This window comes from Erythrobacter sp. LQ02-29, from assembly GCF_022576075.2.
In the GTDB taxonomy this organism is placed as follows: domain Bacteria; phylum Pseudomonadota; class Alphaproteobacteria; order Sphingomonadales; family Sphingomonadaceae; genus Alteriqipengyuania.
Window position 1 is genome coordinate 2,699,189 of the sequence record NZ_JANCNT010000001.1, and the last position, 22,580, is coordinate 2,721,768.

Below are 22,580 nucleotides of genomic sequence, written 5' to 3' on the forward strand. Positions count from 1 at the left end.
CTCTTGGTCGGCGCGCCGGTCACCTGACCCGGCTCGACACGACAGGAGGACCGCCATGCTGCTTCCCCTATTTGCGGCCCTGCTGGGATCCGTTCCGCCTCCGCCCCCGGTGGCTGTCGCCAGCGACGGGGTCGACACCCGCGGACTGATCGATTTCGAGGCCGAAGGCTACAGCTGCGAAGGCACTGCGGTGACGCCGGTTCGGAAGGCCGCGATCCTGCCGATCGCGATGCGTCCGGAAGTTTCGCTAGAGAGGGACAGCCAGGTCCAGACCGTCGGTTTCGCCATCGATGCGCAGGGTCGCACGATTTCGATCCGCCTGCCGGATGGAACCTATGGCGACGACATCGCCCCCGCCCTCGCCGCCACTCGCTTCGCTGCCGGGACGCCCCGACAGGCGTGCACTGCGCGAATCGTGGCCCGGTACTATCCCCACGATCAGATTCCGCGCGCGCTCGCCGCTCGGTACTGGACTATACCGACCCGCGATCGTCCTCGCCTCGAAACGCATGCTCTGATCGCGGGTCCGGACGGCAATTGCGAGAAAGAACCGCCGAGATGGCTGGTCCGCGCGCAACCCGATTTCGATCGGGTGCCGGTCGATCCGGGTGCGCTGGACTTCGTCGCCATGACCTATTCCGTCGATTCCGCTGGGCGCCCGCGCGATATCGAAGCGCGCTTCACCAGCGGCAATGCGGCGTTCACGCAGGTGGGCAAGCGCGTGATGGCGCAGTGGCGCTTCCAGCCGGGGGAGGCGCGCGCGGGATGCGCCTATGGCTACTGGAGCGCGCCGCGCAGCCCCCTCCCGCCCCCACCGCTCGATCCCGGCCCGATGAAGAAAGAATGTCCGGACCTGCATTTCGCCTACATGCCGGAACTCGGGCCGTATTTTCCGCGCGCGTTTTCCCAGCGCTCGATCGAAGGCATTGCGCTCCTGCGCTTCTCGGTCGCGCCGTGGGGCCAGATCGGCGATGTCGAGGTCGTGGAGAGCCAGCCCGCCGAGGCGTTCGGCGAAGCTGCCATGCTTCTCTTGCCGCGAGCGCGGCTTGATCGGTCCGACGCGCCGCGCGTCGGGTGCACGGCCACGATCAGGTTTTCGGTTCCGAAGCGTTCTCGCGACACGAAAGGGTAAAGTCGGCTGAGCCGTACCGGCTGCCGACCGCGCCCGTGGCTCGGTCTAGAGCGGCACCCCCGGTTCGTGCTTGCTGGTCCGGATGGTGAGCGAGGTCTTCACGCTGCCCACATTCGGCGCGGGCGTGAGCTTACTGGTGAGGAATTCCTGGAAGCTTTGCAGGTCGCGGCTGACGATCTTCAGGATGAAATCGATCTCGCCGTTGAGCATGTGGCACTCGCGCACCTCGGGCAGCTCGCGCATGTGCTCCTCGAATTCCCGCAGCGCGCTTTCGGCCTGGCTCTTCAGGCTCACCATCGCGAACACCGTGATCGCGAAACCCAGCTTGGACGGCTCCAGTTCGGCATGATAGCCGCGGATGACCCCCTGCTCCTCCAGCGCCCGCACCCGCCGCAGGCACGGCGGCGCCGTCAGCCCGACGCGCTGTGCGAGTTCCACATTCGTGATGCGCCCTTCCGACTGGAGCTCGTCCAGCAAACGGCGATCGATATCGTCGAGCGTTGCCATGCCCAGCGCCCCTCCCCTGTTGATATCTTGCTTTCCACACTGGGAAATGATCCCAATCGATCTCAACATCCCAGCATAATATAATTATACATGCAAGCAATTGTCCCGCTTTGCAACGCGGCGAGTTTACGCGCTGCCATCGCGGAACGTTGGTTGGTAAAGAGAGCTTTAATCTTGACCGGACGAGGCCAGCGCGCTTCGCCATCCCCGCAGGACCCGCGCCCCCGTTATGCAATTCGACGACCGTCTCGCCACCGTACTGCGCCAGAGCGCAGGGGCCGGGGCAGTCGCGCGCACCCAGTTTCGCCAGCTTGTCGACCTGCTGTCGCGCCCGCACGCCGCGCCGGAACCGTCGCAGCTGGACGCGGCCTGGGTCCGGCTCGACCAGCTGGCCGAATCGATCCCTGCCGAGGAGCGCGCCGCGATCCTGCGCGAGCCTGGGACCCGGCTGGCCCATCCCCGCATCGTTTGCCACCTGGCGGGGCACGAGCCGGGGGTCGCATCCGCCGCGCTGGAAGCAGCGGCGCTCGATTCGTCCGGGTGGGAGGCTTTGATCCCCCGCCTGCCGGTGCGCGCGCGTGGGTTCCTGCGTCTGCGGCGCGGCTTGCCGGAACGGGCGATGGTCCTGCTCGATCGGCTTGGCATTCACGACCGGGCGCTGCCCCAGCCCCCGCTTCCCGAACCTCCGGCGGCCAGCGCGGAACCCGACCTGCGCGAACCGGCTGCGGGATCGGGGATTAAGCCGATCGCCGCCAACGACGCCAATCCGCCGCTGCGCGATGCGAGCGAGATCGGCGCCCTGCGGCAACGGATCGAAACCTTCCGGCAATCGCGCGCCGCGCGCAATGTCGCAGGCGATAACGAACGCGCGGACACTCCTCGGCTTCCTCTGGGCGAAAACAACGAGGGGCGCGAGACCGCTGCGCTGCCTGGCTTCGCCTTTACCACCGATGCGCAGTTGGCGATCGACTGGGCCGAGGATCGCGCCGCACCGATGATTCAGTATGCCACTCTCGATCGCCTGCTCCCCATAGCGGCCCGGGATCTGGCGCGCCGTCGGCGGGCGCTGGATACGATCGAACTGGAGCTGCCGGGGGCCCCGGCCCTGGGGGGGGAATGGATTCTGGACGCCCGCCCGCGCTTCTCCCCGGACGACGGCAGCTTCGAAGGATATGCGGGGCGTTTCCGTCGCCCCATTCACGGCGTGTCGCCGGTAACGGAGAGCGACAGCGGGAGCGATCGGCTGCGTCAGCTGCTTCACGAACTTCGCACGCCCGTAAACGCGATCCAGGGCTTTGCCGAGATACTCCAGCAGCAGATGTTCGGCACGGTTCCGCACGAATACCGAGCCCATGCGGCGAGCATCGCCGGCGATGGCGCGCGCATTCTGGCCGGGTTCGACGAACTCGACCGACTGGCGAAGCTCGAGGGCGGAGAGCAGGCCCTGGAAAGCGGTGAAGCCGACCTTTCGTCCATCGTGGAGGGTCAGGGACGGCAGCTGGACACGATTCTGGCGCGGCGCGATGCGGGGCTCGATATCACCATAGCCCCCGACCTCTCCGTCGCCATCGGGCGCGAGGAAGCCGAGGCGATGGTGTGGAGGGTCCTGGCGACCCTGGCGGGATCGCTAGCACCGGGTCAACGCGCTCGGGTTTCGCTACAGCGCAAGAAGCATATGGCCCGACTGAAATGCTCGCTTCCCGGACGGAAGAATGCGGCTGAAACGATATTCGAGGCCAAGGCGAAAACCGCCGGCGGCCCCGTCAGCGCGGGCATTTTTGGGGCTGGTTTCACGCTGCGGCTGGCACGCGCCGAAGCAGAGGCGGCGCACGGCGCATTTCACGCGGCCGGGTCCAAGCTGGTGCTCGAACTGCCGCTATCGACCCGGTCCCAGGGCGAACCTGGGGTGGACCCGATGCGAGAGGGCGTCGCGGGAGCCTGACGGAGCGTGACCTTCCACCGGGGCGAAAGGGGGCGCGGCACCGAAAATGCGATCGATGCGCGAACCGCCGCCGGGCGACGCCTGCGTCCGCTTTCCTGCCGGTTCGAAGCCGCGCGCCCTTCTGACGGTCGACACCGAAGAGGAATCTTGACGGTCGCGGAACTCGCCGCGAAAATGGACCGATAATTCCGCCACGCTTGCCCTTCCCTACCCGGCAAGCTACCTGCGCGCGGCACGCGCGTGCCGGGCATGGGCCTGTAGCTCAGCGGTTAGAGCTGGCCGCTCATAACGGCTAGGTCGCGGGTTCGAATCCTGCCGGGCCCACCACGGCGCTGCGCGTGCATTCCCCTTCGATCGCAAACGGTGCCGCCCGCCGCGAAGCTGCAGAACGGCAGGGGTTCAGGCTACCACTGCTCGTCGGCGCGGCAGTTCGGGCATGGGTCTTCCATGCTGCAAGAAGGTTCGAAATCCGGACACCGATAGCGCGCGCTCGCACGCCCCCGCCGGGCAAGACCGCCGGCAGAGGCAGCAGCCCTGGTGAGAAATCTCTCGATACGGCCGATCGCCGTCGATCCCGACAGGAGTTCCATGGGGCGTGCATGCCTTCACCATCCCCTGTCGTCTTTACGGGATTCCCCGCAGATCCCGTCGAGAAACAACTCGCTATCGCGCGGCCCGTTCGCTGAACAAATGCGGTCCGCAGCCGACAGGTTCGGCCTTGCCTCCAACCCTACGAGAACCTAAGGCGAGCGCCCGGTCGGGGAGTAGCGCAGCCCGGTAGCGCGCCTGCTTTGGGAGCAGGATGTCGCAGGTTCGAATCCTGTCTCCCCGACCAATTCAGCGTCACGCCGACGATCGAGCCTGCAAGGCTACTATAACTTCGATCTATCGCTCCCCCCTCCCCATCGATCGCAGCAATCGATAAGCGTGTGCCAGGTAAGGGCCAGCAGCGATATCGAGCCTGGGGAGCAAATCGTTTGGACGTGACCACCGATTACGATGGCGGGCGCAAGCTTCGCAGCCGCATCCTGCCGCTCTATCTCCTGCTCGGTTTTTCGGCCGGCCTGCCCTTCTTCATGTTCAATGCGGTGCTGCTGCTGAGGCTGGCGCGGCGCGACATCGACATCGTGACCATCGGCTATTTCGCGTGGGTGGCGCTGCTGCCAACCTTCAAGTTCCTCTGGTCGCCGCTGCTCGACCGGTTCTCGGTGCCCGGGTTCTCGCGGTTCTGGGGCAAGCGGCGCGGATGGATCATGCTATCACAGCTCGGCATCTTCGCTGCGATGGTGGGCATGGCCTTCACCAGCGACGACACCGATCTCGCCCTGGTCGCGCTGTTCGCAATCCTGCTCGCCTTCTGGACCACCACGCTGGAGGTCGCGGCGGATGGATGGCGTATCGAACTGGCCCCGACCCAGGAAGCGCAGGCCCCGATCGTGGCGGCCAATCTGTGGGGTTATCGCAGCGCGATGGTCGCGGCGGGCAGCGGCGCGGTGCTGATCGCGGCGCGCGCGGACTGGACGATCGCCTATCTCGCGATCGCGCTGGCCGCGTTTGCTCCCTTTCCGGTGCTGGCGCTGACCGGTCGCGAGCCCGGCACCGACGGTGCGCGCTGGCATGCGCTCGGGACGGGCGTGGCGATCGGGGCGGTGATCCTCGCCGGGTCCTGCGCGATCGTCGCCGTGGTCGGCTGGCTCGCCTTGCGCATGCTGGCGGGCGCGGGGATCGATCCGGAGACCAATCTGACCCCTGCCGTGATCGCGATCGCTCTCGCGCCCTTCGCGCTGCTCGCGGCGGCCCTGCCGCGGATCAAGCGCCTGCCGAGCGATGCGCCGCTGCTAAGCTCGACGACCCTTGGGCCCTTCGTCGACATCTTCTGGCGCTACGGCTTCGCCACGCTGGTCGTGCTAGGATTCGTTTCGCTCTACCGCGTGGGCGATGTGCTGGCACTGACGCTGTCGCATCCGATGTGGGACGCGCGTGGCTATTCGCTGGACCAGATCGGCATCGCCGATGGCGCAATCGCTTTGCCGGCGAGCATGATCGGTGTCGCTCTGGGCAGTTGGATGGCCGCGAGATGGCGCCTGTCCTGGGCTCTCGCGGCAGGCGCGCTGGTCGCGGCGCTGGGCAATTGGGTCTATGTCTGGTTGTGGTGGCACCGACCTGAAGGCTGGGTGCTGTACGCCAGCGTAGCCGTCGACCAGCTCGGCAACGGGCTCGCCGGGGCGGTCTTCGTGGTCTATCTTTCCATGCTGGTGAACCCGCGCTTCCCGGCGGCGCAATACGCTTTCCTGTCGGGTTTCGCCTTCCTGCTCGCGCGGCTGCTGGCTGGCACGTCGGGCGAAATGCAGCAGGTGATCGGCTATGATGGGTTCTTCGCTCTGACGGGCGCGGCGAGTATTGCCGCTATCGTCTTCCTTCCCTTCCTCGCGCGAATTTGCTCGCGCGGGCCCAGCGCCGGGCCGGTGGAGGCCGCATGATGGATATAGAACACGCTTTCGCCCCCGCCCGCCGCATGGTCGAGGAAGGGCGGATGCCCTGCGCCGCATTGGGGGTCATCGGTGCGGACGGCACGAGCGCGGTCGCGTTCGCCGGTAACGCCGCTATCGAGCCAGAAATCGAGCCCCTCACGCGGGGCCACTGGTTCGATCTCGCCTCGGTTTCCAAGACCATCGCCACCACCACGATGGTGTTGACCCTAGCCGAACAAGGCCGCCTCGACCTCGACGCGCCGCTGACGAGCGCGATCCCCGACCTGCGGCAATACGATGTCGAGCATGCGCCCGAACGGCGGATCACCTTTCGCCAATGTCTCGCACATCAGACCTTCCTGCCCGCCGTTTTCCCAATCTATACCTATGGCGACGACCCCTTGCGGATGCGCGCCTTCGTCCTGCAACGCGCGTGGGAGCACGGCTCGCCGGTCTATTCCGACATCAATTTCATCCTGCTCGGGATCGCGGTGGAACGGATCACGGGCGCACCGCTGTCGGATTGGCCACTCGGCGACGGGTTGTCCTACGGGCCGCCTCCGGGACCAGCGGTCGCGACGGAATTCTGCACCTGGCGCAACCGCATCCTGAAGGGTGAGGTCCATGACGAGAACGCTGCGGCCCTGGGCGGCGCGCCCGGCCATGCGGGACTGTTCGGTACGGTGGACGGCGTCCTGGAATTCGCGCGCGCGCTGATGGCGGGCGAGGTGCTGTCGCCTGAATCGCTACGCCTTATCCGCACCTCGCAATTTCACCACCGCACGCATGGGTGGGAATTGCCCTATGGCGGCTGGTCGGGCGGGGAAGCATGCTCGCGCACGACGATCGGGCATACCGGCTTCACCGGCACCGGCCTATGGATCGATTTCGAGCGTGAAATGGCATGGACGCTGCTGACCAATCGCGTTCATCCCACCCGCCATCGCGACCGAGCCATCCACGAATTGCGACCGGCGATCGGGCGCGCGGTGTTGGAAGCATGGGATGGCCGGAAATAACCGGGCTTCGGACGTTCCATGCGCCCTTTGCCCCCGCCTATAACCCGTTGGCATGCGGCGGGATCGCTGCGCTTGTCACGAACCTATGGAGCGCCCTAGGCAAGCCGTCATGCGATCGCTTTTCCTTGTCCTGACGGCGCTGCTCCTGTCGCCCGGCCCCGCACTGGCGCAGGTCGATGTGCCGGATCGAGCAGCGCACGCCCAGAGCGCCGATCTGCTGGCGGAACGACTTGCCATACCCTTCGCCTCGGGGCTCGTCGGCGCGGAGCTGGCACCGGTCTTCGCGTGGGTGGAAAATACGCGCGGCGTGCGCAACGTGATGGTGGCGCGGGCCGGTGAAGCGCCGCGCCAGGTGACCGATTATCGCGAAGACGACGGGATCGAAATCTACGGCCTCGCGCTTTCGCCGGACGGAGCGCGGCTCGCCTTCGTGCGCGGCGGCGATAGCTCCTTCCCCGACGACGGCCTGCCCAACACCGCCCAACGCGTCGAGGCACCGAACCAGACCGTGTTCGTCGCCGACCTCTCTTCCGTTTCACCGCCGAGCCCGATCGGGCAGGGTCACGATCCGGTATTTTCCCCCGATGGGCGCAAGTTGCTGTTCACCCGCGCCGGGTCGATCATGGTCCGGGGCGGCGAGGGCGATGCGCGGCGGATCGCCGATCTGCGCGGCAATGCAGGCGATTTCAGCTGGTCGCCCGACGGATCGAAGGTCCTGTTCCGCGAATCGCGCTCCGGCCACAGCGTCGTCGGCGTGATCGACGTGGCGCAAAGCACCCTGCGCTATCTGGGCGCGACGCTCGGCTATTCGAGCGATCCGGTCTTTTCCCCCGACGGTGGTTCGGTCGCCTTCGTCCAGTTCCGCGATCCGCCCGCCCGCTTCGCCGACAGCCGCAAGTCCTTCTGGTCGGTGCGCCTGGCCGACATCGAGACCGGAGCGGTTCGCACCGCATGGTCCGCGCCCGAAGGCGAAGGCGGTCAATATTACGGCACGCGCGGGCGCAACCTGTTCTGGACCGCGTCCGGCCATCTGCTGTTCCCGTACGAGGGCAGCGGTTGGCTCCATGTCTTGGCGTTGCCCGCGGCGGGCGGCCCAGCGCGCGACCTGACGCCGGATGCAAACGAGGTCGAGAATTTCTTGCCCACCCCGGACGGGCAGGGCGTGGTATACTCCGCGAACCCCGGCGATCTCGACAGCCGCACCCTATGGCAAGCCGATATCGCTAGCGGACGGACAAAGCGCCTCACCGGCGACGGGCAGTACTCCTTCTTCCCCACCTATGGCGGCGAGCGACTGGCCGCGACGGTCACCGACGCCCGGTCCCCTGCGCACATGGTTCTTGTCGATGGAATGGAGCCGCTCAGCCGCAAGCCGACCATCGCAAGCTATCCCGCACCGAAAAACGTCACCTTCACCGCGGAGGACGGAACGGTCGTCCATGGCCAATATTTCCGGGGCGCGGGTAACGGGCCGCGCCCGGCCCTGATCTTCGCCCATGGGGGCCCCCGGCGGCAGATGGTCGCCGCCTTCCACCCGCTGTTCTATTACCACAACACCTATATCCGGAATCAGGAATTCGCGGCGGCGGGTTACGACGTCCTGTCGGTCAATTACCGCAGCGGCACCAATTACGGTCGCGCCTTCCGCGAAGCGCCCGGCACCGGGCGCGATGGGGCCTCGGAATATCGGGACATCCTAGCCGGCGCGCGGTGGCTCGCTGCGCGGCCCGGCGTCGATCCAGCGCGGATCGGCATCTGGGGCGGAAGCTGGGGCGGCTATCTCACCGCGCTCGCCTTGGCGCGCGACAGTGACCTGTTCGCAGCGGGCGTCGACCTACACGGCGTGCACGCCATGGTGCGCTCGGTCTCCGACTCCTATCCGCCGGACGAGGTGCTCGCCATTCAACGCCTGCAATGGGACAGCTCGCCGATGGGCGCGATCGATGAATGGCGTTCCCCCGTCCTGATCGTCCATGGAGACGACGATCGCAATGTCGACTATCGCCAATCGCTGCTGCTGGCGCGCGAACTCACCGCGCGCGGCGTCCCCTTCGAGGAACTGGCGCTGCCGAACGAACGCCACGATTTCTTCCGCTACGCCAGCTGGCTGACCGCGCTCGATGCGTCGGGCGACTTCTTCCAGCGCAAGCTAAAACCGTCCCGATGATCCGCGCCCTGTTCGCCCTGATCGCGGCGCTGGTAATCGGCGTCACCGTGTTGCCCGCCGACGCCCGGCAGGACGACGTGACGCTGATCCGCAACGCCCGAATCTTCGATGCCACGGGCACCCCCGCCTTTCGTGGCGACGTCCTGATCCGCGGCGGCACGATCGCGCAGGTCGCGCCGCGCATCCGGCGCCCGCGCGGCGCGCGCGTGGTCGATGCGAAGGGCCGGACGCTGATCCCCGGCCTGCACGATCTCCACACCCATCTGCGCTCGCCCGCCTATTCCGCGCCGGAGGACATGGCGAAGGCCTGGGCGAGCTACCTCGTCAATGGCATCACCACGGTGAACGACTATTCGCTGTCCGCCGAAATGCTCGAGCCGATCCGCGCGATCACGAGCGGACCGGACGCGATCTGGGCACCGCATCTGAACCTCGCCGTCCGCGCAGGCGTACCGGGCGGGCACGGGACCGAATACGGCTGGGGCGACTTCTTCACGATGAAGGCCGCGAGCCCGCGCGCCGCGCATCTGATCATGGATCGCGCCTTGCCCTATCGGCCCGACGTGGTGAAGGTGTTCGCCGATGGCTGGCGTTACAATCGCGGGCCCGATCTCAATTCCATGAACACCGAAACACTCGCCGCGATCGTTTCCGATGCCCATGCGCGCGGCACGCCAGTGGTGACGCATACGGTGACGCTGGAAGGCGCGAAGGTTGCCGCTGCGGCGGGGGTCGACGCGGTCGTCCATGGGATCGGGGACAGGCCCGCCGACCGGGAAGTGATCGACCTGATGCGCAAACAGGGCACGGCCTATGTTTCGACGCTGGTCGTGTACGAGCCGGGCGATGTCCGCACGATCACGGACGCGGAAGAAACGGTGCTCTCCTCTCCGGAACGCGCGCGCGAAGCGGCCCGCGCGGCGCGCGGCAATCGCGTGGTCGATCCCGAAGTCTCCAGCCGATGGAGCGTCCTGAAAGCCAATCTGCGGACGATGCATGACGCTGGCATTCCGATCGGGATCGGAACCGATGCCGGGATCAGCGGCGTCTATCACGGCAGCGCCACGCTCCGCGAGATCGGCTGGCTGGTCCAGCTCGGGTTTACTCCCGCCGAGGCGCTGATCGCGGCCACGCGCACCAGCGCGCAGATCATGGGCCAGGGTGACGATCATGGCACTATCGAGGTTGGCAAGCGCGCCGATCTGGTGCTGGTCGATGGACGACCGGACGAGGACATCGCCGACCTCTGGAAAGTGGCGCGGGTGTGGAAAGCGGGCCGCGAAGTGCCGTTGGCCGAGCTGCGCGCCCGGCGCGACGATCCGGCGATGACGCCGCTGCCGACGGTCCGCATGCCCGGCCCGATCCTCACCGGCGCGCGCGCGGACGGACGAACCGATCTCGACACCCTGCCGGTCGATTCGACCGATGCGGGCAACGACCACAGCGACATCGCATTCGTCCATCGCGACGGCCCCACCGGCGAGCACCCGATCTTCAGCCTGGCGACCTTCGGTGCCAGCGCGAAGCCTTTTGCACAGCTCGTTCTGCCTCTGACGAAGGGCGCGGTTCTGCCCGCCGATGCCAGCCGGTTCACGGGCATAGAGTTCACCGCGCGCGGGGCCGGGACCTATCGCCTGCGCCTTGAAAGCTATGGCCTGAACGGGAGCGAATGGTTCCGGACCGATTTCACCGCGGGGGCCGAGGAGCAGACAATCCGCCTGCCCTTCGCTGCGTTCGCCACGGCGGGCGAGGCGCAGCTCGAACTGGACCGTCTGCGGGCGCTCCGCTTCGAATTGACCGGCGAGCCTGGCGGGCGTGCCTGGCTGGAGCTGAGCGATGTGCGTTTCTACTGAGCCGCTAGCCGCGCAGCCGATCGACCGTGGCGTCGAACGGTTCACCCGTTTCGAGCGAGCGCCGGGCCGCTTCGCGATCGTGTCCGAGCGCGATGAGAACGGCGACGCGAATATCGCCTTCGGCCGTCGCCAGGGCATCCTTCGCGCGATCCGCGTCGACGCCCGCGACGCGTTCGATCATCGCGATCGCCCGGCCTTCCAGCTTGGCGTTGCTGATGCGCATGTTGACCATCAAACCGCGATAAACCAGACCGAGCTTCAGCATGATCGCCGTGGAGAGCGCGTTAAGCGCCGCTTTCTGAGCGGTGCCCGCACCCAACCGGGTCGATCCCGCGACCGCTTCCGCTCCGGTATCGAGCAGGATCGCGTGCTCGCCTGCCTGCAGCAGGGCGCTGCCGGGATTGTTTGCGACGGCGATGGTCAGCGCTCCGCGCTCGCGCGCTTCCCGCACGGCACCGATCGTGAAGGGAGTACGTCCGCTCGCCGCCAGGCCGATCAGCACGTCCACCCCGCCCAATCCGGCCTCACGCACCGCGGTACGTCCCGCACCCTCGTCGTCTTCAGCCCCTTCCACCGCGCGCATCATCGCATCGGGTCCACCGGCGAGGAAGAAGGCGAGCCGATCCTCCGGCCAGCCGAATGTGGGCGTCAGTTCCACCCCGTCCTGCACGCCGATCCGGCCAGAAGTGCCCGCGCCCGCATAGGCGATCCGGCCGCTCGCCCCCAGTCTCGCCGCCGCAGCCGTCGCGGCATGTGCGATCGCCTCGTCCACTCGAACGACGGCAGCCACCGCCCTGCCCTGACCGGCAAGGATCGCGGCGACCGCGCGCTCCAGCGGCCAACGGTCGATTTCCTGCAGGTCGGGATCGATGCTCTCTGTACTCATCCCGGCGGCGTATCGCGTACCATCGCCCATTGCCAAGCTGTATCGACACCGCAGCCCTATAGGACGCGGCTATGAGCGAGAGGGATTTTTCAATGTCGCAAATGCTTATCGAAGCGGCGGAAGCGCCCGAACGGATCGCGCTCCAGCGAGACAAAAACCGGGACGCAAGGCGGGCGGCGGCACAGCGCATCCGCACGCTCGATCCCCCATTCGCGATCACGATCGCACGGGGATCCTCGGACCATGCGGCCAGCTTCGCCAAATATCTGTTCGAAACGCGTCTCCGCATACCGGTGCTCAGCCAGGCCCCTTCGCTGGCAACGCTTTTCGAGGCGACTTCGCCGAAACTGAGCGGCACGCTGGCGATCGCGATCTCGCAATCCGGACGCAGCCCCGATCTGATCGAGACCGCTGCCGCCGCCAGCGCAGCAGGCGCTCTCGTGGTTGCGCTCGTAAACGACGAGACTTCGCCTCTGGCACAGCAGGCCGATATCCTCCTGCCGCTGCATGCGGGCGAGGAGAAGAGCGTTGCGGCGACGAAAAGCTACATCGCCTCGCTGGTCGCGATCGCCGACCTCGTCGCCGAATTGCAGTCCGACGATCGGCTGGAGCGGGCGCTCGACGAGCTTGCTCCGGTCCTGAAACGCGCCTGGGACGCGGATTGGAGCGCCGCACTGGAACCGCTGGCCCGGATCGAGCGCCTGCTGGTCCTAGGGCGCGGCTCGACCCTGCCGATCGCGGCCGAGGCGGCGCTCAAGTTCAAGGAGGTCGCGCAACTCCAGGGCGAGGCATTCAGCAGTGCGGAAGTCGCCCACGGGCCGATGGCACTGGTACGCGACGGCGATCCCGTCTTCGCCTTCGCGCCGAGCGATGCGGCACGGGAAGGCTTTGCCGATCGGCTTGCCGCTCTGAAGGATCGAGGCGCGACCATCCTGTGCACCGGGAGCGAGGAGAGCGCGGTGCCCCTGCCGGTCGCCCGGTCCAGCGATCCGGCGGTGGATGCGATCGCGATGATCCAGAGCTTCTATCGTTTCGTGGAGGCGCTTGCCCGCACGCGCGGGCTCGATCCAGACAAGCCACCGCATCTTTCCAAAGTGACCCGCACGCGATGAGCGGAACCCGCATCTCCGGTGCCCGGATCGTCGCGCCGGACCGCGTGCACGAAAACGCGGTCCTGACGATCGACGGTGGCTTCATCCACGAAATCTCTACCGATGGCGCGGGCTCCTCGGGCTCGCTGGACCTCGAAGGCGGCTATCTCGTGCCCGGCTTCATCGACACGCAGGTCAATGGCGGCGGTGGAATGCTGTTCAACGACGCGCCCACCGTCGAAACGATCGCCGCCATCGCCGATGCGCATCGCCGGTTCGGCACCACCGGCCTGCTGCCGACATTGATCAGCGACGATCTGGCGAAGATGCAGTGCGCGATCGAAGCGGTGGATGCGGCCATCGCAGCGGGTGTGCCCGGCATTCTGGGCATCCATATCGAAGGGCCGTTCATCCATTCCAAACGCCGCGGCATCCATTCCGAACGCTTCGTGCGTGCGCCAACCGACGACGAGCTCGAACTTCTATCGCGCGAGTCGGAAGCGGTCCGGCTCGTCACGCTAGCCCCCGAAATGGTACCCGCCGGAACCATCGCGCGCCTGCGCAAGGCTGGGCTGCTGGTCGCGGCGGGGCACTCGACCGCCGATTACGCCGCGACGCGCCGTGCACTGGAAGAGGGACTCGACGGGTTCACTCATCTGTTCAACGCCATGACCCCGTTCGGATCGCGCGAGCCGGGCATGGTCGGGGCGGCGCTGGAAGACCGGACGAGCCAGTTCGGGATCATCGTGGACGGGCATCACGTCCATCCCGCCAGCCTGCGCGTCGCGCTTGCCGCGCGCGGTCTGGAAGGGGCGATGCTGGTGACAGACGCGATGCCGCCTGCGGGAACCGACATGGCGCGGTTCGATCTTCAGGGGCGTGCGATCGCGGTCGACGAAGGTAGCTTGCGCGGTGCCGATGGGACGCTAGCGGGCAGCGCGCTGACCATGGATGTGGCGTTTCGAAACGCCATCGACATGCTCGGCCTGTCGCTGTCCGACGCATCCCGCCTCGCCAGCGCCAATCCCGCAGGCTTCCTGCGGATGGAGGCATTGCGCGGTGCGATAGCACCCGGCATGGCCGCCGACCTCGTCCATCTCGACGACACGCTACGGGTTCGCCGCGTCTGGATCGGCGGGCGGCTGTTCGACTACAGCCGGCGATAGCCCGCCAGATACAGGGCGCCGTCGACCGGATCGCCTTCGGCCGGAACCAGCCGCGCCACGGTGCGCGCCTTCAGCCACGGCTGGATGCGCGGCGCGAGACCGCCGGCCAGCGAGCAGCGCGGCGCACCGCGTTCGAAAATCGTTTCGATGAAGCGTTCGATATGCTGCGCGGCATCTTCGACGATCGAGCAGGCGATCTCGTCCCCTGCCTCCGCAAAGTCCATCACCAAGGGTGCGAAGCTGGCGTAGTCCGCGGGCTGCGCCGCATCCATCCAGGCGATGGCGCGCGGGGTTTCGTGCCCGAAGCGCTTGGTCACCGCGCTGCTGAGCGGCGTGGGCTTGGTCCGCCCGTCGAGCGCGCGCAGGGCATGCCGCATCGCGCTGAGGCCCAGCGCGGCACCGCTGCCTTCGTCGGATATCGGAAACCCGTACCCGCCGATCGTGAAGCTCTTGCCGTCATGGAGGAGATGGGCCGAACTGCCGGTGCCGATGATCAGGATCGCCCCGTCGCGTCCGCCATGCGCGCCGAGATTGGCGATCACCCCGTCGGAGGCGAACGCGGTGGTCGCGTAGGGAAATTCCATCGCCTCGAGCGCGGCGCGCGCACCGGTGCGCGAAAACCCGGCGATTCCTGCGCCCATCGCCACATGGCCGATCTCGTCCGCGTCGAGCCCGGCCGTGGCGATCGCTTCCTGTCCCGCTTCGTCGAGCACGCCGCGCACGCCGTCGAGCCCCATGCGCGTATTGCCCGGCCCGGCGGCACCCGAGCCAAGCACCGTTCCGTCCGTGTCGATCAAGCGGGCGCGGGTGCGGCTGCCGCCGACATCGAAGCCGAGATAATATCGCACCATCGCCTGCCCTCCAGTTCGCATCGCAGTTACCCTCCCCTAGCCGCATGACCATGACGATGCGCGGAATGACGATAGGGCGGCCATTACCACAGGTTATGGACTAGCGCGCAAGGCCGCAGGAAGATGCTGTTGCGGCGGCGTTCACGCGCTAAGCATCGCTGATGCGTTTCATCCTCGCCTGCACGCTCGCCCTGTCCCTGCCCATGCCAGCCATGGCGCAGCAGACCTCGCCCTCGCCCCCAGCCACTGCGTCGACTGCGGTACCCGACTCGCTTGCGGGTTCGATACAGGCGATCCTGTCCGAAGCGCCCGCGGGGACACGCTATGGCCTGGTCGTCCAACGGCCCGATGGAACCGAGATCCTGGCCATCGCGCCGGATGCGCGGTTCATGCCCGCGTCCAATACCAAGATCTACACCACGCTCGCCGCCTACCGGAACCTGCCGGCCCTGCAACGAACGGCGGAGGGAACCGGCGTGCGTCTCGAACCCGCGAAGCGCGGAAGCTTCGATATCGTACTGGAAGGGCGCGGCGAGGCGACCCTTTCGAGCGCACCCGATTGCCAGGTCCAGTGCCTCGCCACGCTGGCAGACGCAGTGGCCGCGCGCACGCGCCGGGTCCACGACGTTATCGGCGATGCGACCTGGTATCCCGACGAGCGCTGGAGCGCGGGGATGAGCTGGAACAACATTCCCTTTCGCTATGGCACCGCCACCGCTGCGCTGCTGGTGGACGATAACGAATTCGCTCTCTCGGTAATGCCCGGCAGTGTCGGCGCTCCGGCCAGGATCGAGAGCGATGGCTATTACCGCATCGACAACCGGACGCGCACGGTCGCGGGGGCGGATAACGCGCTCGATATCCGCCGCCTGCCCGGCAGCGACACGCTGGTGGTGGACGGAACGCTCGGCCAAGATGCAGAACCCGAACAGTACCGCCTCGGCGTAGACGATCCCGCGCGCCGCGCCGCCTGGCGTTTCGCGCGCCTGCTGGAAGCACGCGGCGTCGCTGTTTCGGGAGAAATCGCCGGGCGCTATCGCCCGCTATCGCCGGACGACGATCCCGAAAACCGCGGGGGAATGCCCGCTACCCACGCAACGCCCGAGACGATGTTCGCGCAATTGCCGCCCGAGGCGCTGGCTGCGGACATGGTCACGATCAACAAGCAGAGCCAGAACCTCCATGCCGAATTGATGCTGCGGCGGGTGGCGAAGCTGCGGGGCAGCGGGTCGATCGCCGACGCCCAAGTGGCGCTGGCGGAGATGATGACCGCCGCAGGCCAGCCTCGCGACGGCTTCGTGCTGGCCGACGGGTCGGGCATGTCCAGCTACAACCGGGTCAGCCCGCGCGTCACCGCACGCCTGCTTGCCTGGGCGGCGGGCGAGGATTGGGGGAAGAACTGGCGCGCGACGCTCCCCGTCGGCGGCGTGGACGGGACTCTTGCACGGCGCTTCGCCGGAACCCCGCTCGACGGGCGCATCTTCGCCAAGACCGGCTCGCTCAACGCATCGCGCGCGCTATCGGGATATATGGTGGCGGCAAGCGGCGAAGTGCTGGTCTTCTCCGCCTTTGCCAACGACATCCCGCCCGGCGGCGAAGGCGCGGCCATAGGCGCCATGGATGCCGCGCTTCTAGCGGTCGCCGCCGCGAACTGATCTCAGTGCGGTGAAAGCGTGAAGCGCTTCACCGCCGCCTCGTCCACCGCAGCGCGGCTGAAGGACCATTCGACCATCTCCCCCGCGAGCCAGGGCGCATAGAAATCCCGGTAATGGGGCGAGGCGGGATCGGCCGATTGGCCGGGTAGCAGCAGGAAGCGCGTCCGGTCCCAATTCCCGACATCGGCGGCGAAGAGGAAGCTTGCGCCGTGCCGCACGGAATAGCCCCCGCCCGCACGCATTCCGCGCGCCATGACCGTGGTGCCATCTCCGCCCGAACGACCACCTTCGATCGGCGGGAAGTCCGAAGCGATGGCGGCGATGTCCGACAAGGGATGCGCGATGTTCACACGGTGCAGGTCGCCCCAGCACCATTGCGAGGGATCGGGCCCGACCAGTTCGACCGCCTTTGCCCACCCATCGACCAGCGCGCCCTCGATCAGCGTTCTTCTCGTTTCGGCCGGATCGCTGCCCAGTCGTGGATCGAGCGTGGTGAGCGCGGTCAGCATCGCGTCCAGATTGACGCGCGAGATGAGATCCTGCGCCTCCGGTGGAATGATGGCTGCGTGGAACCGCTCCGACAGCGCCGCGATCACCATTTCGTATAGCAGGGCCGCCCCGCTGTCCGCGCCGAGATAGCCGTCCCATCCCGCCAGCATCGCCGCCGCTTCGCGCGCTTCCGGTGCGGGATTTTCCGGCAGGAGAGCGATCAGCTCGGTGGCGGGAATGGCGAGAGTATCGTGGAGCAGCGCCACGCTGTCGTCGAGAGAATGGATGTCCTGTTCGCCCAGCACCTGATAGATCCGGTCCTGCCGGAACGGGTCGGACCAAGTGAAGCTCAGGATCCGTTCGGCGAAGGGATAGTCCGCCGGCAGGTTCATCGCGTTGGCGGAGGCGATCCGACCGGATGCCGGATTGAATAGGCTGGGCATCTCTTCGACACTCAGGATCCCGGTCCAGTCGAACGACCCGTCGCCGGGCGCGGGGAACAGGCCGTCATGACGCGGCCGCACCGGCGCGAACCCGATCGCGTGCCAGCCGGTATTTCCCTCGATATCGGCATAATGCAGATTGGTAGGGGATACGTGCAGGCGGAACGCCTCGCGTAGATCGTCCCACCCCTTCGCCAGATTGATCGCCACGATGGCGAAGCGCATATTGGCGCCGGGCAGCATGGTCGTCGTGGCGAAGGCGATCGCGCGGTTCCGCTCCCGGTCCTGCGCGATCACGGGGCGACCATCGGCATAACGCAGAGTGACCTGCTCTGCCGCCTGGCCCTCGACCTCGACCGTGTCCTCGACCACGTCGAAGGGCGTCCATTCGCCGTTATGGCGATAAAGGTCCGGATCGTCGGGATGGGTTTCCAGCACGAACAGGTCGGTCTGGTCGATGTGGAAGTTCGTGCGCCCGAAGGCGAACCGGTCGGTATGGCCCTGCATGACGCCGGGCAGGCCCGGATAGCCCGCGCCGATGATGTCGAGGCCCGGCGCGGTCAGGTGGACGATATGGCGGGGACTGAAGCCGCCGATCGCCAGATGGGGATCGTTGGCCAGGATCGGGCGTCCGGTGGGCGTGTGCGATCCCGAGACGGTCCACGCATTGCTGCCCTGCGCGGCGAGGTCGATCCGCCGCCCTTCGCGATCGAGCGCGCTGTCGATCCGGGCGACCAGCGCCGGTTCGATGGCGGGCGGGCGATCGTGATCGCCCAGGATGCCCAAATCGTCGCGGCTCACCGCCGCGCAGTCGAGGCCTTCGGGAACGGTAAAGTCCCAGTCGAAGCGCAGCGGTTCGCGCCAGTGTTCCAAATCGATCAGTCCGCGCGCGGCCAGCATTGCGCGGCGGATTTCCTCGTCGGCATCGTCGCTGCCCGCACCGCGGCGCAGCACGCAGTCGGCGAGCGACCAGCGCAGCGGTGCGATGCCGAGGATCGCGTATTCGCGCGGCGCCAGTTCGGGCCGCCCCGCGATCTCGTCGATCCGCGCATTGATCCCGGCGCAATACCCGCGCACGCAATCCACCACATCAGGCGGGATCGAGGCCAGTTCGGCATCGAGGTCGCCGCGAAAATGGAAGAGGCGCGCGGCGCGGTCGGCGGGCACGAAGGATGGGCCAAACGCCTCCGCCATCCGCCCCATGTCCCGCCGCAGGTCGAGATCGAGCTGAAACAGGCGATCGCGTGCCACCAGATAGCCCTGCGCCCAATAGGCATCGTGGATCGAATTCGCGCGGACATGCGGAATGCCGAAGCGATCTTCGAGAATCTCGATCCCGTCCCGCAGCCCCTTGCCCGGACGACGGGAACCCGGTTTGAACTTCGCTGCAACCGCACCCGGCAGGTTCGTGAAAATGCCGAGGGCCGCAGAGGCGAGGAGGATCGCCCGCCGCGTCACTCGGGAAGACGCAAGTGAATTGTCAATCGAGCTGCTCCGCCTGCAAAAGGACTAGGCCCGATCCTAGAAGGGGAGCGGGACGACATGCATATCGTTGTGCCCGCCTGCCATAACCTGGGGCTATCTCGCACCGGGTGGCTCGCCTTGGCTCCTTCTAGCCTATACCCTGCGTTTATACACTACTACACAGGTCAATCACGTCATCATATTGACGCGAACGCGGCTGCCGGTAGTTTCGATCCTGCGGGGAAAGGCACAAACCAAAAATAATTGGCCGTTTTCACGCAAGAGGCGCGCAAGTTCATAACACGGACGGATATCGATCCGCCGATCATGAACGATCGTGAAACCAGGTCCGGGCGAACCGGCCCTGGCATTCGAGGGAAGAGGGCCGGTCCTGCTTCGTAGCGTCGCAACCCTAACGGTTGGTCCACGCGGCAGCATCGATCGGCCCGATGAATTATGAGGGCTTTACCGATGAACTCTTCTTTGCGGACTCGTACGCTTTCCGCCTTTTCGCGCTCGTGTTTCGCGCGGCGCAACGCGCTCGCCAGTGTGGCGGCGATCGGCCTTCTGGCATCTCCGGCTGCGGCACAGACCGTCGCTACCGATGACGACGAGGACCCGGTCACGCGTACCGTCGATTCGGTCGAGCGTCCTTCGACAGAGATCATCGTCACCGGGTCGCGCGTCGCGCGCCTCGGCTTCGACAGCCCGACGCCGCTGACGGTCATCAGCACCGAACAGATCCAGTCGGAAGCGCCGACCAACAACCTGTTCGACCTCGTGAACCAGCTTCCCTCGGTCGCGGGCAGCTCGCAACTGTCGAACTCGCGCCTGAACATCAGCTCGGGCATTTCGGGCATCAACACGATCAACCTGCGCAACTTGGGGCTGGAGCGTACGCTCGTCCTGCTCGACGGGCGGCGCACGGTGCCCTCGACCGTGCAAGGGTACGTCGACGTCAACACCTTCCCCCAGCAGCTGATCAGCCGGGTCGAGGTCGTGACCGGCGGCGCTTCGGCTGCCTACGGCTCCGATGCGGATGCGGGCGTGGTCAACTTCATCCTCGACAAGCGCTACCAGGGCCTGAAACTGAGCGCCAACACCGGCATCACCGACGAGGGAGACGGCTTCACCTGGCAGGTCAGCGCTGCGGGCGGTACGTCCTTCGCCGAAGGACGCGGACACCTGCTCCTCAGCGGACAGCTGTCGCACCAGGACGGCATCTTCTCGGTCGACCGCGACTGGAACTTCGGCGTGCCGCAGATCATCGGCAACCCCGATTACACCGCGACGAACGGCCAGCCGCAGTTCCTCGTGGTCGGCCCCGGCAACCGCAACAATTCGGCACCGGGCGGCATCATCAACGCCTCGCGCGGCGGCACGCCCAACAGCCTGAAGGGGATCTATTTCGGTCCGGGCGGGTCGATCAATCGCTACGACTACGGCACCTATCCCAACGCCGGCACCATCACGATCAACGGCGATTACCTGGTGGACGACACCAATCGCCGCATCGGCCTGGGCGCGGAGGAAGACCGCCGCAACGTCTTCGGCCGCCTGAGCTTCGATGTGACGCCGTGGGCGACCGCTTTCGTCGAAGCGTCGTACAACTGGCAGGAAACCCTCTTCAACGCGGGTCCGCAGTTTTTCACGAGCACATCGTCGGGGCCGCTGGCGAACATCCCGCGCGACAACGCGTATCTGCAGCAGGCGCTCGGCTCGCTCCTGCCTGCCGACGTGACCTCGGTCGCCATCGGCACCACGCTGTCCGACGTACCCTTTCGCAAGCTCAACAATACGCGCGACGTGCAGCGCTACGTCGGCGGGTTCGAGGGTTCGTTCGACATCGCCGGCAAACCCGCGATCTGGGACGCCTACGTTCAGTACGGCGAGACGAACTCGCACGAACAGCTGCGCGACATCATCAAGAATACCGAGTTCGCCAACGCGGTGGATGCGGTGTTCGCGCCCGCCGGTAACGCGGCGGGCGTAGCGGCCGGTACGATCGTCTGCCGCAGCACGCTGACCAACCCCGGCAACGGATGCATTCCGCTCAACGTGTTCGGCCAGGGCGTCGCGAACCCCGCTTCGTTCGACTACTTCCTGGGCGATCCCTACCGCGACCAGAAGCTCCAGCAGACGGTGGCGGGCGTGAACCTGTCGTTCACTCCGTTCACCCTCTGGGCCGGCGACGTCAGCCTCGCGGTCGGCGGCGAGTACCGCAAGGAAGAAGTGTCCGGCTCCGTCCCCGAAGAATTCCAGGGCGGGTTCCAGGTCGGCAACTATGTGCCCACCTTCGGCGACTACAACGTCAAGGAAGCCTATCTCGAAACGGTCGTACCGCTGGGTCTCGGCATCACCTTCAACGGTGCCGTACGCGCGACCGATTACTCGACGTCCGGCTATGTCACGACCTACAAGGTCGGTGCGACGTGGCAGCCGATCGACGACATCAAGCTGCGCGGCACCTATTCGCGCGACATCCGTGCGCCCAACCTCAACGAGCTGTTCCAGGCGGGCAGCTCCAACACCAGCACGTTGGAGAACGGCCAAAGCTACCGCGCGGTCCTGTCGGGGAATCTCGATCTGGAGCCGGAAATCAGCAAGGCGCTGACCGGTGGCGTGGTGCTCACCCCGCGGTTCATCCCCGGGCTGATGGCGTCGATCGACTATTACAGGGTCAAGATCGACGGAGCGATCGGTGCCTACGGCGCGCAGGCGGTCTTCGACCGCTGTCAGGAAGGGGTGCAGCAGTTCTGCAACGCCTACGGCCCGGATCCCGATGGGGTGCGCGACCTGTTCTTCCGCGCCAGCTTCTTCAACTTCAATGTCGTGAAGAACGAAGGCATCGACTTCGACGTGTCGTACCGCCTGCCGCTCAACGATCTGCTCGCCATGCCGGACAGCTCGCTCTCGTTCCGCGCGGTCGCGACGCACTATCTCGAAAGCATCACCGACGACGGTATCAGCGAACCGATCAGCTCGCTCGGCACCCTGTCGGGCAGCGGCCCGCCCGATTGGCTCTACCGCGGTTCGATCTCGCTGCAGACGCCCGATTTCGGTCTGACCGCGGTCGGTCGGGGTGTCAGCAGCGGGCGGTATTCGGCCACTCGCTTCGGATGCACCTCATCCTGTCCGGCAACGACCCCGACGGCGCGCACCACCAGCGACAACAGCATCGACGGGGTGTTCTACGTGGACCTCAACGCCACGGCCAAGATCGCGGAGACGATGGGCGGGGATGCGGAGGTGTTCATCCACATCACCAACCTGTTCGATGCCGATCCGATCATCCTGCCCGAAACCGGGCTGGCTGCGAACAGCACGTACAGCGACCTGCTGGGCCGCTCGTTCCGTGTCGGCGTCCGGCTCGAATTCTAAGGTCGGCGTAAAGGGTAAAGAAAAGGCTCGCTCGCGGTTCGCGCCGCGGGCGAGCCTTTTGCT

The 22,580-nt window shown here is 66.7% G+C and carries 14 protein-coding genes and 2 tRNA genes; 12 read left to right on the forward strand and 4 right to left on the reverse strand.

Features of this window, described 5'->3' with window-relative positions; all coding sequences use genetic code 11:
- Nucleotides 1-55: 55 nt before the first annotated feature.
- Nucleotides 56-1,132, forward strand: coding sequence for a TonB family protein (locus tag MKP08_RS13155; protein WP_241554212.1), 1,077 nt, complete (start codon nt 56-58; stop codon nt 1,130-1,132).
- 45 nt (nt 1,133-1,177) lie between these two features.
- On the opposite strand, the gene MKP08_RS13160 is transcribed toward MKP08_RS13155, so the two are convergent.
- Nucleotides 1,178-1,639, reverse strand: a complete 462-nt coding sequence (locus MKP08_RS13160; RefSeq protein ID WP_215227708.1) for an Lrp/AsnC family transcriptional regulator — start codon at nt 1,637-1,639, stop codon at nt 1,178-1,180.
- A gap of 229 nt (nt 1,640-1,868) precedes the next feature.
- Here MKP08_RS13160 and MKP08_RS13165 point away from each other — a divergent pair, with 229 nt between their 5' ends.
- The 7 genes from MKP08_RS13165 to MKP08_RS13195 all read left to right on the forward strand — a co-directional run bounded on the left by MKP08_RS13165 (nt 1,869) and on the right by MKP08_RS13195 (nt 11,091).
- Nucleotides 1,869-3,581: a HAMP domain-containing sensor histidine kinase gene (locus tag MKP08_RS13165; protein WP_241554213.1), complete on the forward strand. Its 1,713-nt coding sequence runs from the start codon at nt 1,869-1,871 to the stop codon at nt 3,579-3,581.
- A gap of 251 nt (nt 3,582-3,832) precedes the next feature.
- Nucleotides 3,833-3,908, forward strand: a tRNA-Ile gene (locus MKP08_RS13170).
- Between the two features lie 431 nt (nt 3,909-4,339).
- Nucleotides 4,340-4,416, forward strand: a tRNA-Pro gene (locus MKP08_RS13175).
- 148 nt (nt 4,417-4,564) lie between these two features.
- Nucleotides 4,565-6,061 carry a permease gene (locus MKP08_RS13180; protein WP_241555611.1) on the forward strand — a complete coding sequence of 499 codons (1,497 nt, stop codon included), beginning with the start codon at nt 4,565-4,567 and terminating at the stop codon, nt 6,059-6,061.
- The gene (locus tag MKP08_RS13185; RefSeq protein ID WP_241554214.1) at nt 6,058-7,071 is read left to right on the forward strand and encodes a serine hydrolase; all 1,014 of its coding nucleotides are present in this window, start codon (nt 6,058-6,060) and stop codon (nt 7,069-7,071) included. Before MKP08_RS13180 ends, MKP08_RS13185 begins: the two co-directional genes overlap by 4 nt.
- A 109-nt stretch (nt 7,072-7,180) precedes the next feature.
- Complete coding sequence (locus tag MKP08_RS13190) at nt 7,181-9,238, forward strand: prolyl oligopeptidase family serine peptidase (protein WP_241554215.1); 2,058 nt, start codon at nt 7,181-7,183, stop codon at nt 9,236-9,238.
- Entirely contained in the window at nt 9,235-11,091 is a 1,857-nt protein-coding gene (locus MKP08_RS13195) for an amidohydrolase family protein (RefSeq protein WP_241554216.1), read from the forward strand. Before MKP08_RS13190 ends, MKP08_RS13195 begins: the two co-directional genes overlap by 4 nt.
- Nucleotides 11,092-11,095: 4 nt before the next feature.
- Here MKP08_RS13195 and MKP08_RS13200 read toward each other — a convergent pair whose 3' ends face one another.
- Nucleotides 11,096-11,977: an N-acetylmuramic acid 6-phosphate etherase gene (locus tag MKP08_RS13200; RefSeq protein ID WP_241554217.1), complete on the reverse strand. Its 882-nt coding sequence runs from the start codon at nt 11,975-11,977 to the stop codon at nt 11,096-11,098.
- Between the two features lie 92 nt (nt 11,978-12,069).
- Between MKP08_RS13200 and MKP08_RS13205 the strand changes: the two genes are divergently transcribed.
- Together MKP08_RS13205 and nagA are read left to right on the forward strand one after the other, a co-directional pair.
- On the forward strand, nt 12,070-13,089 hold the full coding sequence (locus MKP08_RS13205; RefSeq protein ID WP_241554218.1) for an SIS domain-containing protein: 1,020 nt from the start codon (nt 12,070-12,072) through the stop codon (nt 13,087-13,089).
- Nucleotides 13,086-14,234 (forward strand): N-acetylglucosamine-6-phosphate deacetylase, encoded by a 1,149-nt coding sequence (nagA, locus tag MKP08_RS13210; protein WP_241554219.1) that lies wholly within the window; start codon nt 13,086-13,088, stop codon nt 14,232-14,234. Before MKP08_RS13205 ends, nagA begins: the two co-directional genes overlap by 4 nt.
- Here the strand turns inward: nagA and MKP08_RS13215 are convergent.
- Nucleotides 14,219-15,106: a BadF/BadG/BcrA/BcrD ATPase family protein gene (locus tag MKP08_RS13215; protein WP_241554220.1), complete on the reverse strand. Its 888-nt coding sequence runs from the start codon at nt 15,104-15,106 to the stop codon at nt 14,219-14,221. The two genes, nagA and MKP08_RS13215, sit on opposite strands and share 16 nt — an antisense overlap.
- A gap of 140 nt (nt 15,107-15,246) precedes the next feature.
- Between MKP08_RS13215 and MKP08_RS13220 the strand changes: the two genes are divergently transcribed.
- Nucleotides 15,247-16,740, forward strand: coding sequence for a D-alanyl-D-alanine carboxypeptidase/D-alanyl-D-alanine-endopeptidase (locus MKP08_RS13220; protein ID WP_241554221.1), 1,494 nt, complete (start codon nt 15,247-15,249; stop codon nt 16,738-16,740).
- Between the two features lie 2 nt (nt 16,741-16,742).
- Here MKP08_RS13220 and MKP08_RS13225 read toward each other — a convergent pair whose 3' ends face one another.
- Nucleotides 16,743-19,130, reverse strand: a complete 2,388-nt coding sequence (locus MKP08_RS13225) for a penicillin acylase family protein (protein WP_241554222.1) — start codon at nt 19,128-19,130, stop codon at nt 16,743-16,745.
- Nucleotides 19,131-19,607: 477 nt separating this feature from the next.
- Here MKP08_RS13225 and MKP08_RS13230 point away from each other — a divergent pair, with 477 nt between their 5' ends.
- Nucleotides 19,608-22,517 carry a TonB-dependent siderophore receptor gene (locus MKP08_RS13230; RefSeq protein WP_241554223.1) on the forward strand — a complete coding sequence of 970 codons (2,910 nt, stop codon included), beginning with the start codon at nt 19,608-19,610 and terminating at the stop codon, nt 22,515-22,517.
- The last annotated feature ends 63 nt before the right edge of the window (nt 22,518-22,580 follow it).

Coding starts and splice junctions, on each gene's coding strand:
- MKP08_RS13155 (WP_241554212.1), top strand. CDS start 56: ATGCTGCTTCCCCTATTTGCGGCCCTGCTGGGATCCGTTCCGCCTCCG.
- MKP08_RS13160 (WP_215227708.1), bottom strand. CDS start 1,639: ATGGCAACGCTCGACGATATCGATCGCCGTTTGCTGGACGAGCTCCAG.
- MKP08_RS13165 (WP_241554213.1), top strand. CDS start 1,869: ATGCAATTCGACGACCGTCTCGCCACCGTACTGCGCCAGAGCGCAGGG.
- MKP08_RS13185 (WP_241554214.1), top strand. CDS start 6,058: ATGATGGATATAGAACACGCTTTCGCCCCCGCCCGCCGCATGGTCGAG.
- MKP08_RS13190 (WP_241554215.1), top strand. CDS start 7,181: ATGCGATCGCTTTTCCTTGTCCTGACGGCGCTGCTCCTGTCGCCCGGC.
- MKP08_RS13195 (WP_241554216.1), top strand. CDS start 9,235: ATGATCCGCGCCCTGTTCGCCCTGATCGCGGCGCTGGTAATCGGCGTC.
- MKP08_RS13200 (WP_241554217.1), bottom strand. CDS start 11,977: ATGAGTACAGAGAGCATCGATCCCGACCTGCAGGAAATCGACCGTTGG.
- MKP08_RS13205 (WP_241554218.1), top strand. CDS start 12,070: ATGTCGCAAATGCTTATCGAAGCGGCGGAAGCGCCCGAACGGATCGCG.
- nagA (WP_241554219.1), top strand. CDS start 13,086: ATGAGCGGAACCCGCATCTCCGGTGCCCGGATCGTCGCGCCGGACCGC.
- MKP08_RS13215 (WP_241554220.1), bottom strand. CDS start 15,106: ATGCGAACTGGAGGGCAGGCGATGGTGCGATATTATCTCGGCTTCGAT.
- MKP08_RS13220 (WP_241554221.1), top strand. CDS start 15,247: ATGCGTTTCATCCTCGCCTGCACGCTCGCCCTGTCCCTGCCCATGCCA.
- MKP08_RS13230 (WP_241554223.1), top strand. CDS start 19,608: ATGAACTCTTCTTTGCGGACTCGTACGCTTTCCGCCTTTTCGCGCTCG.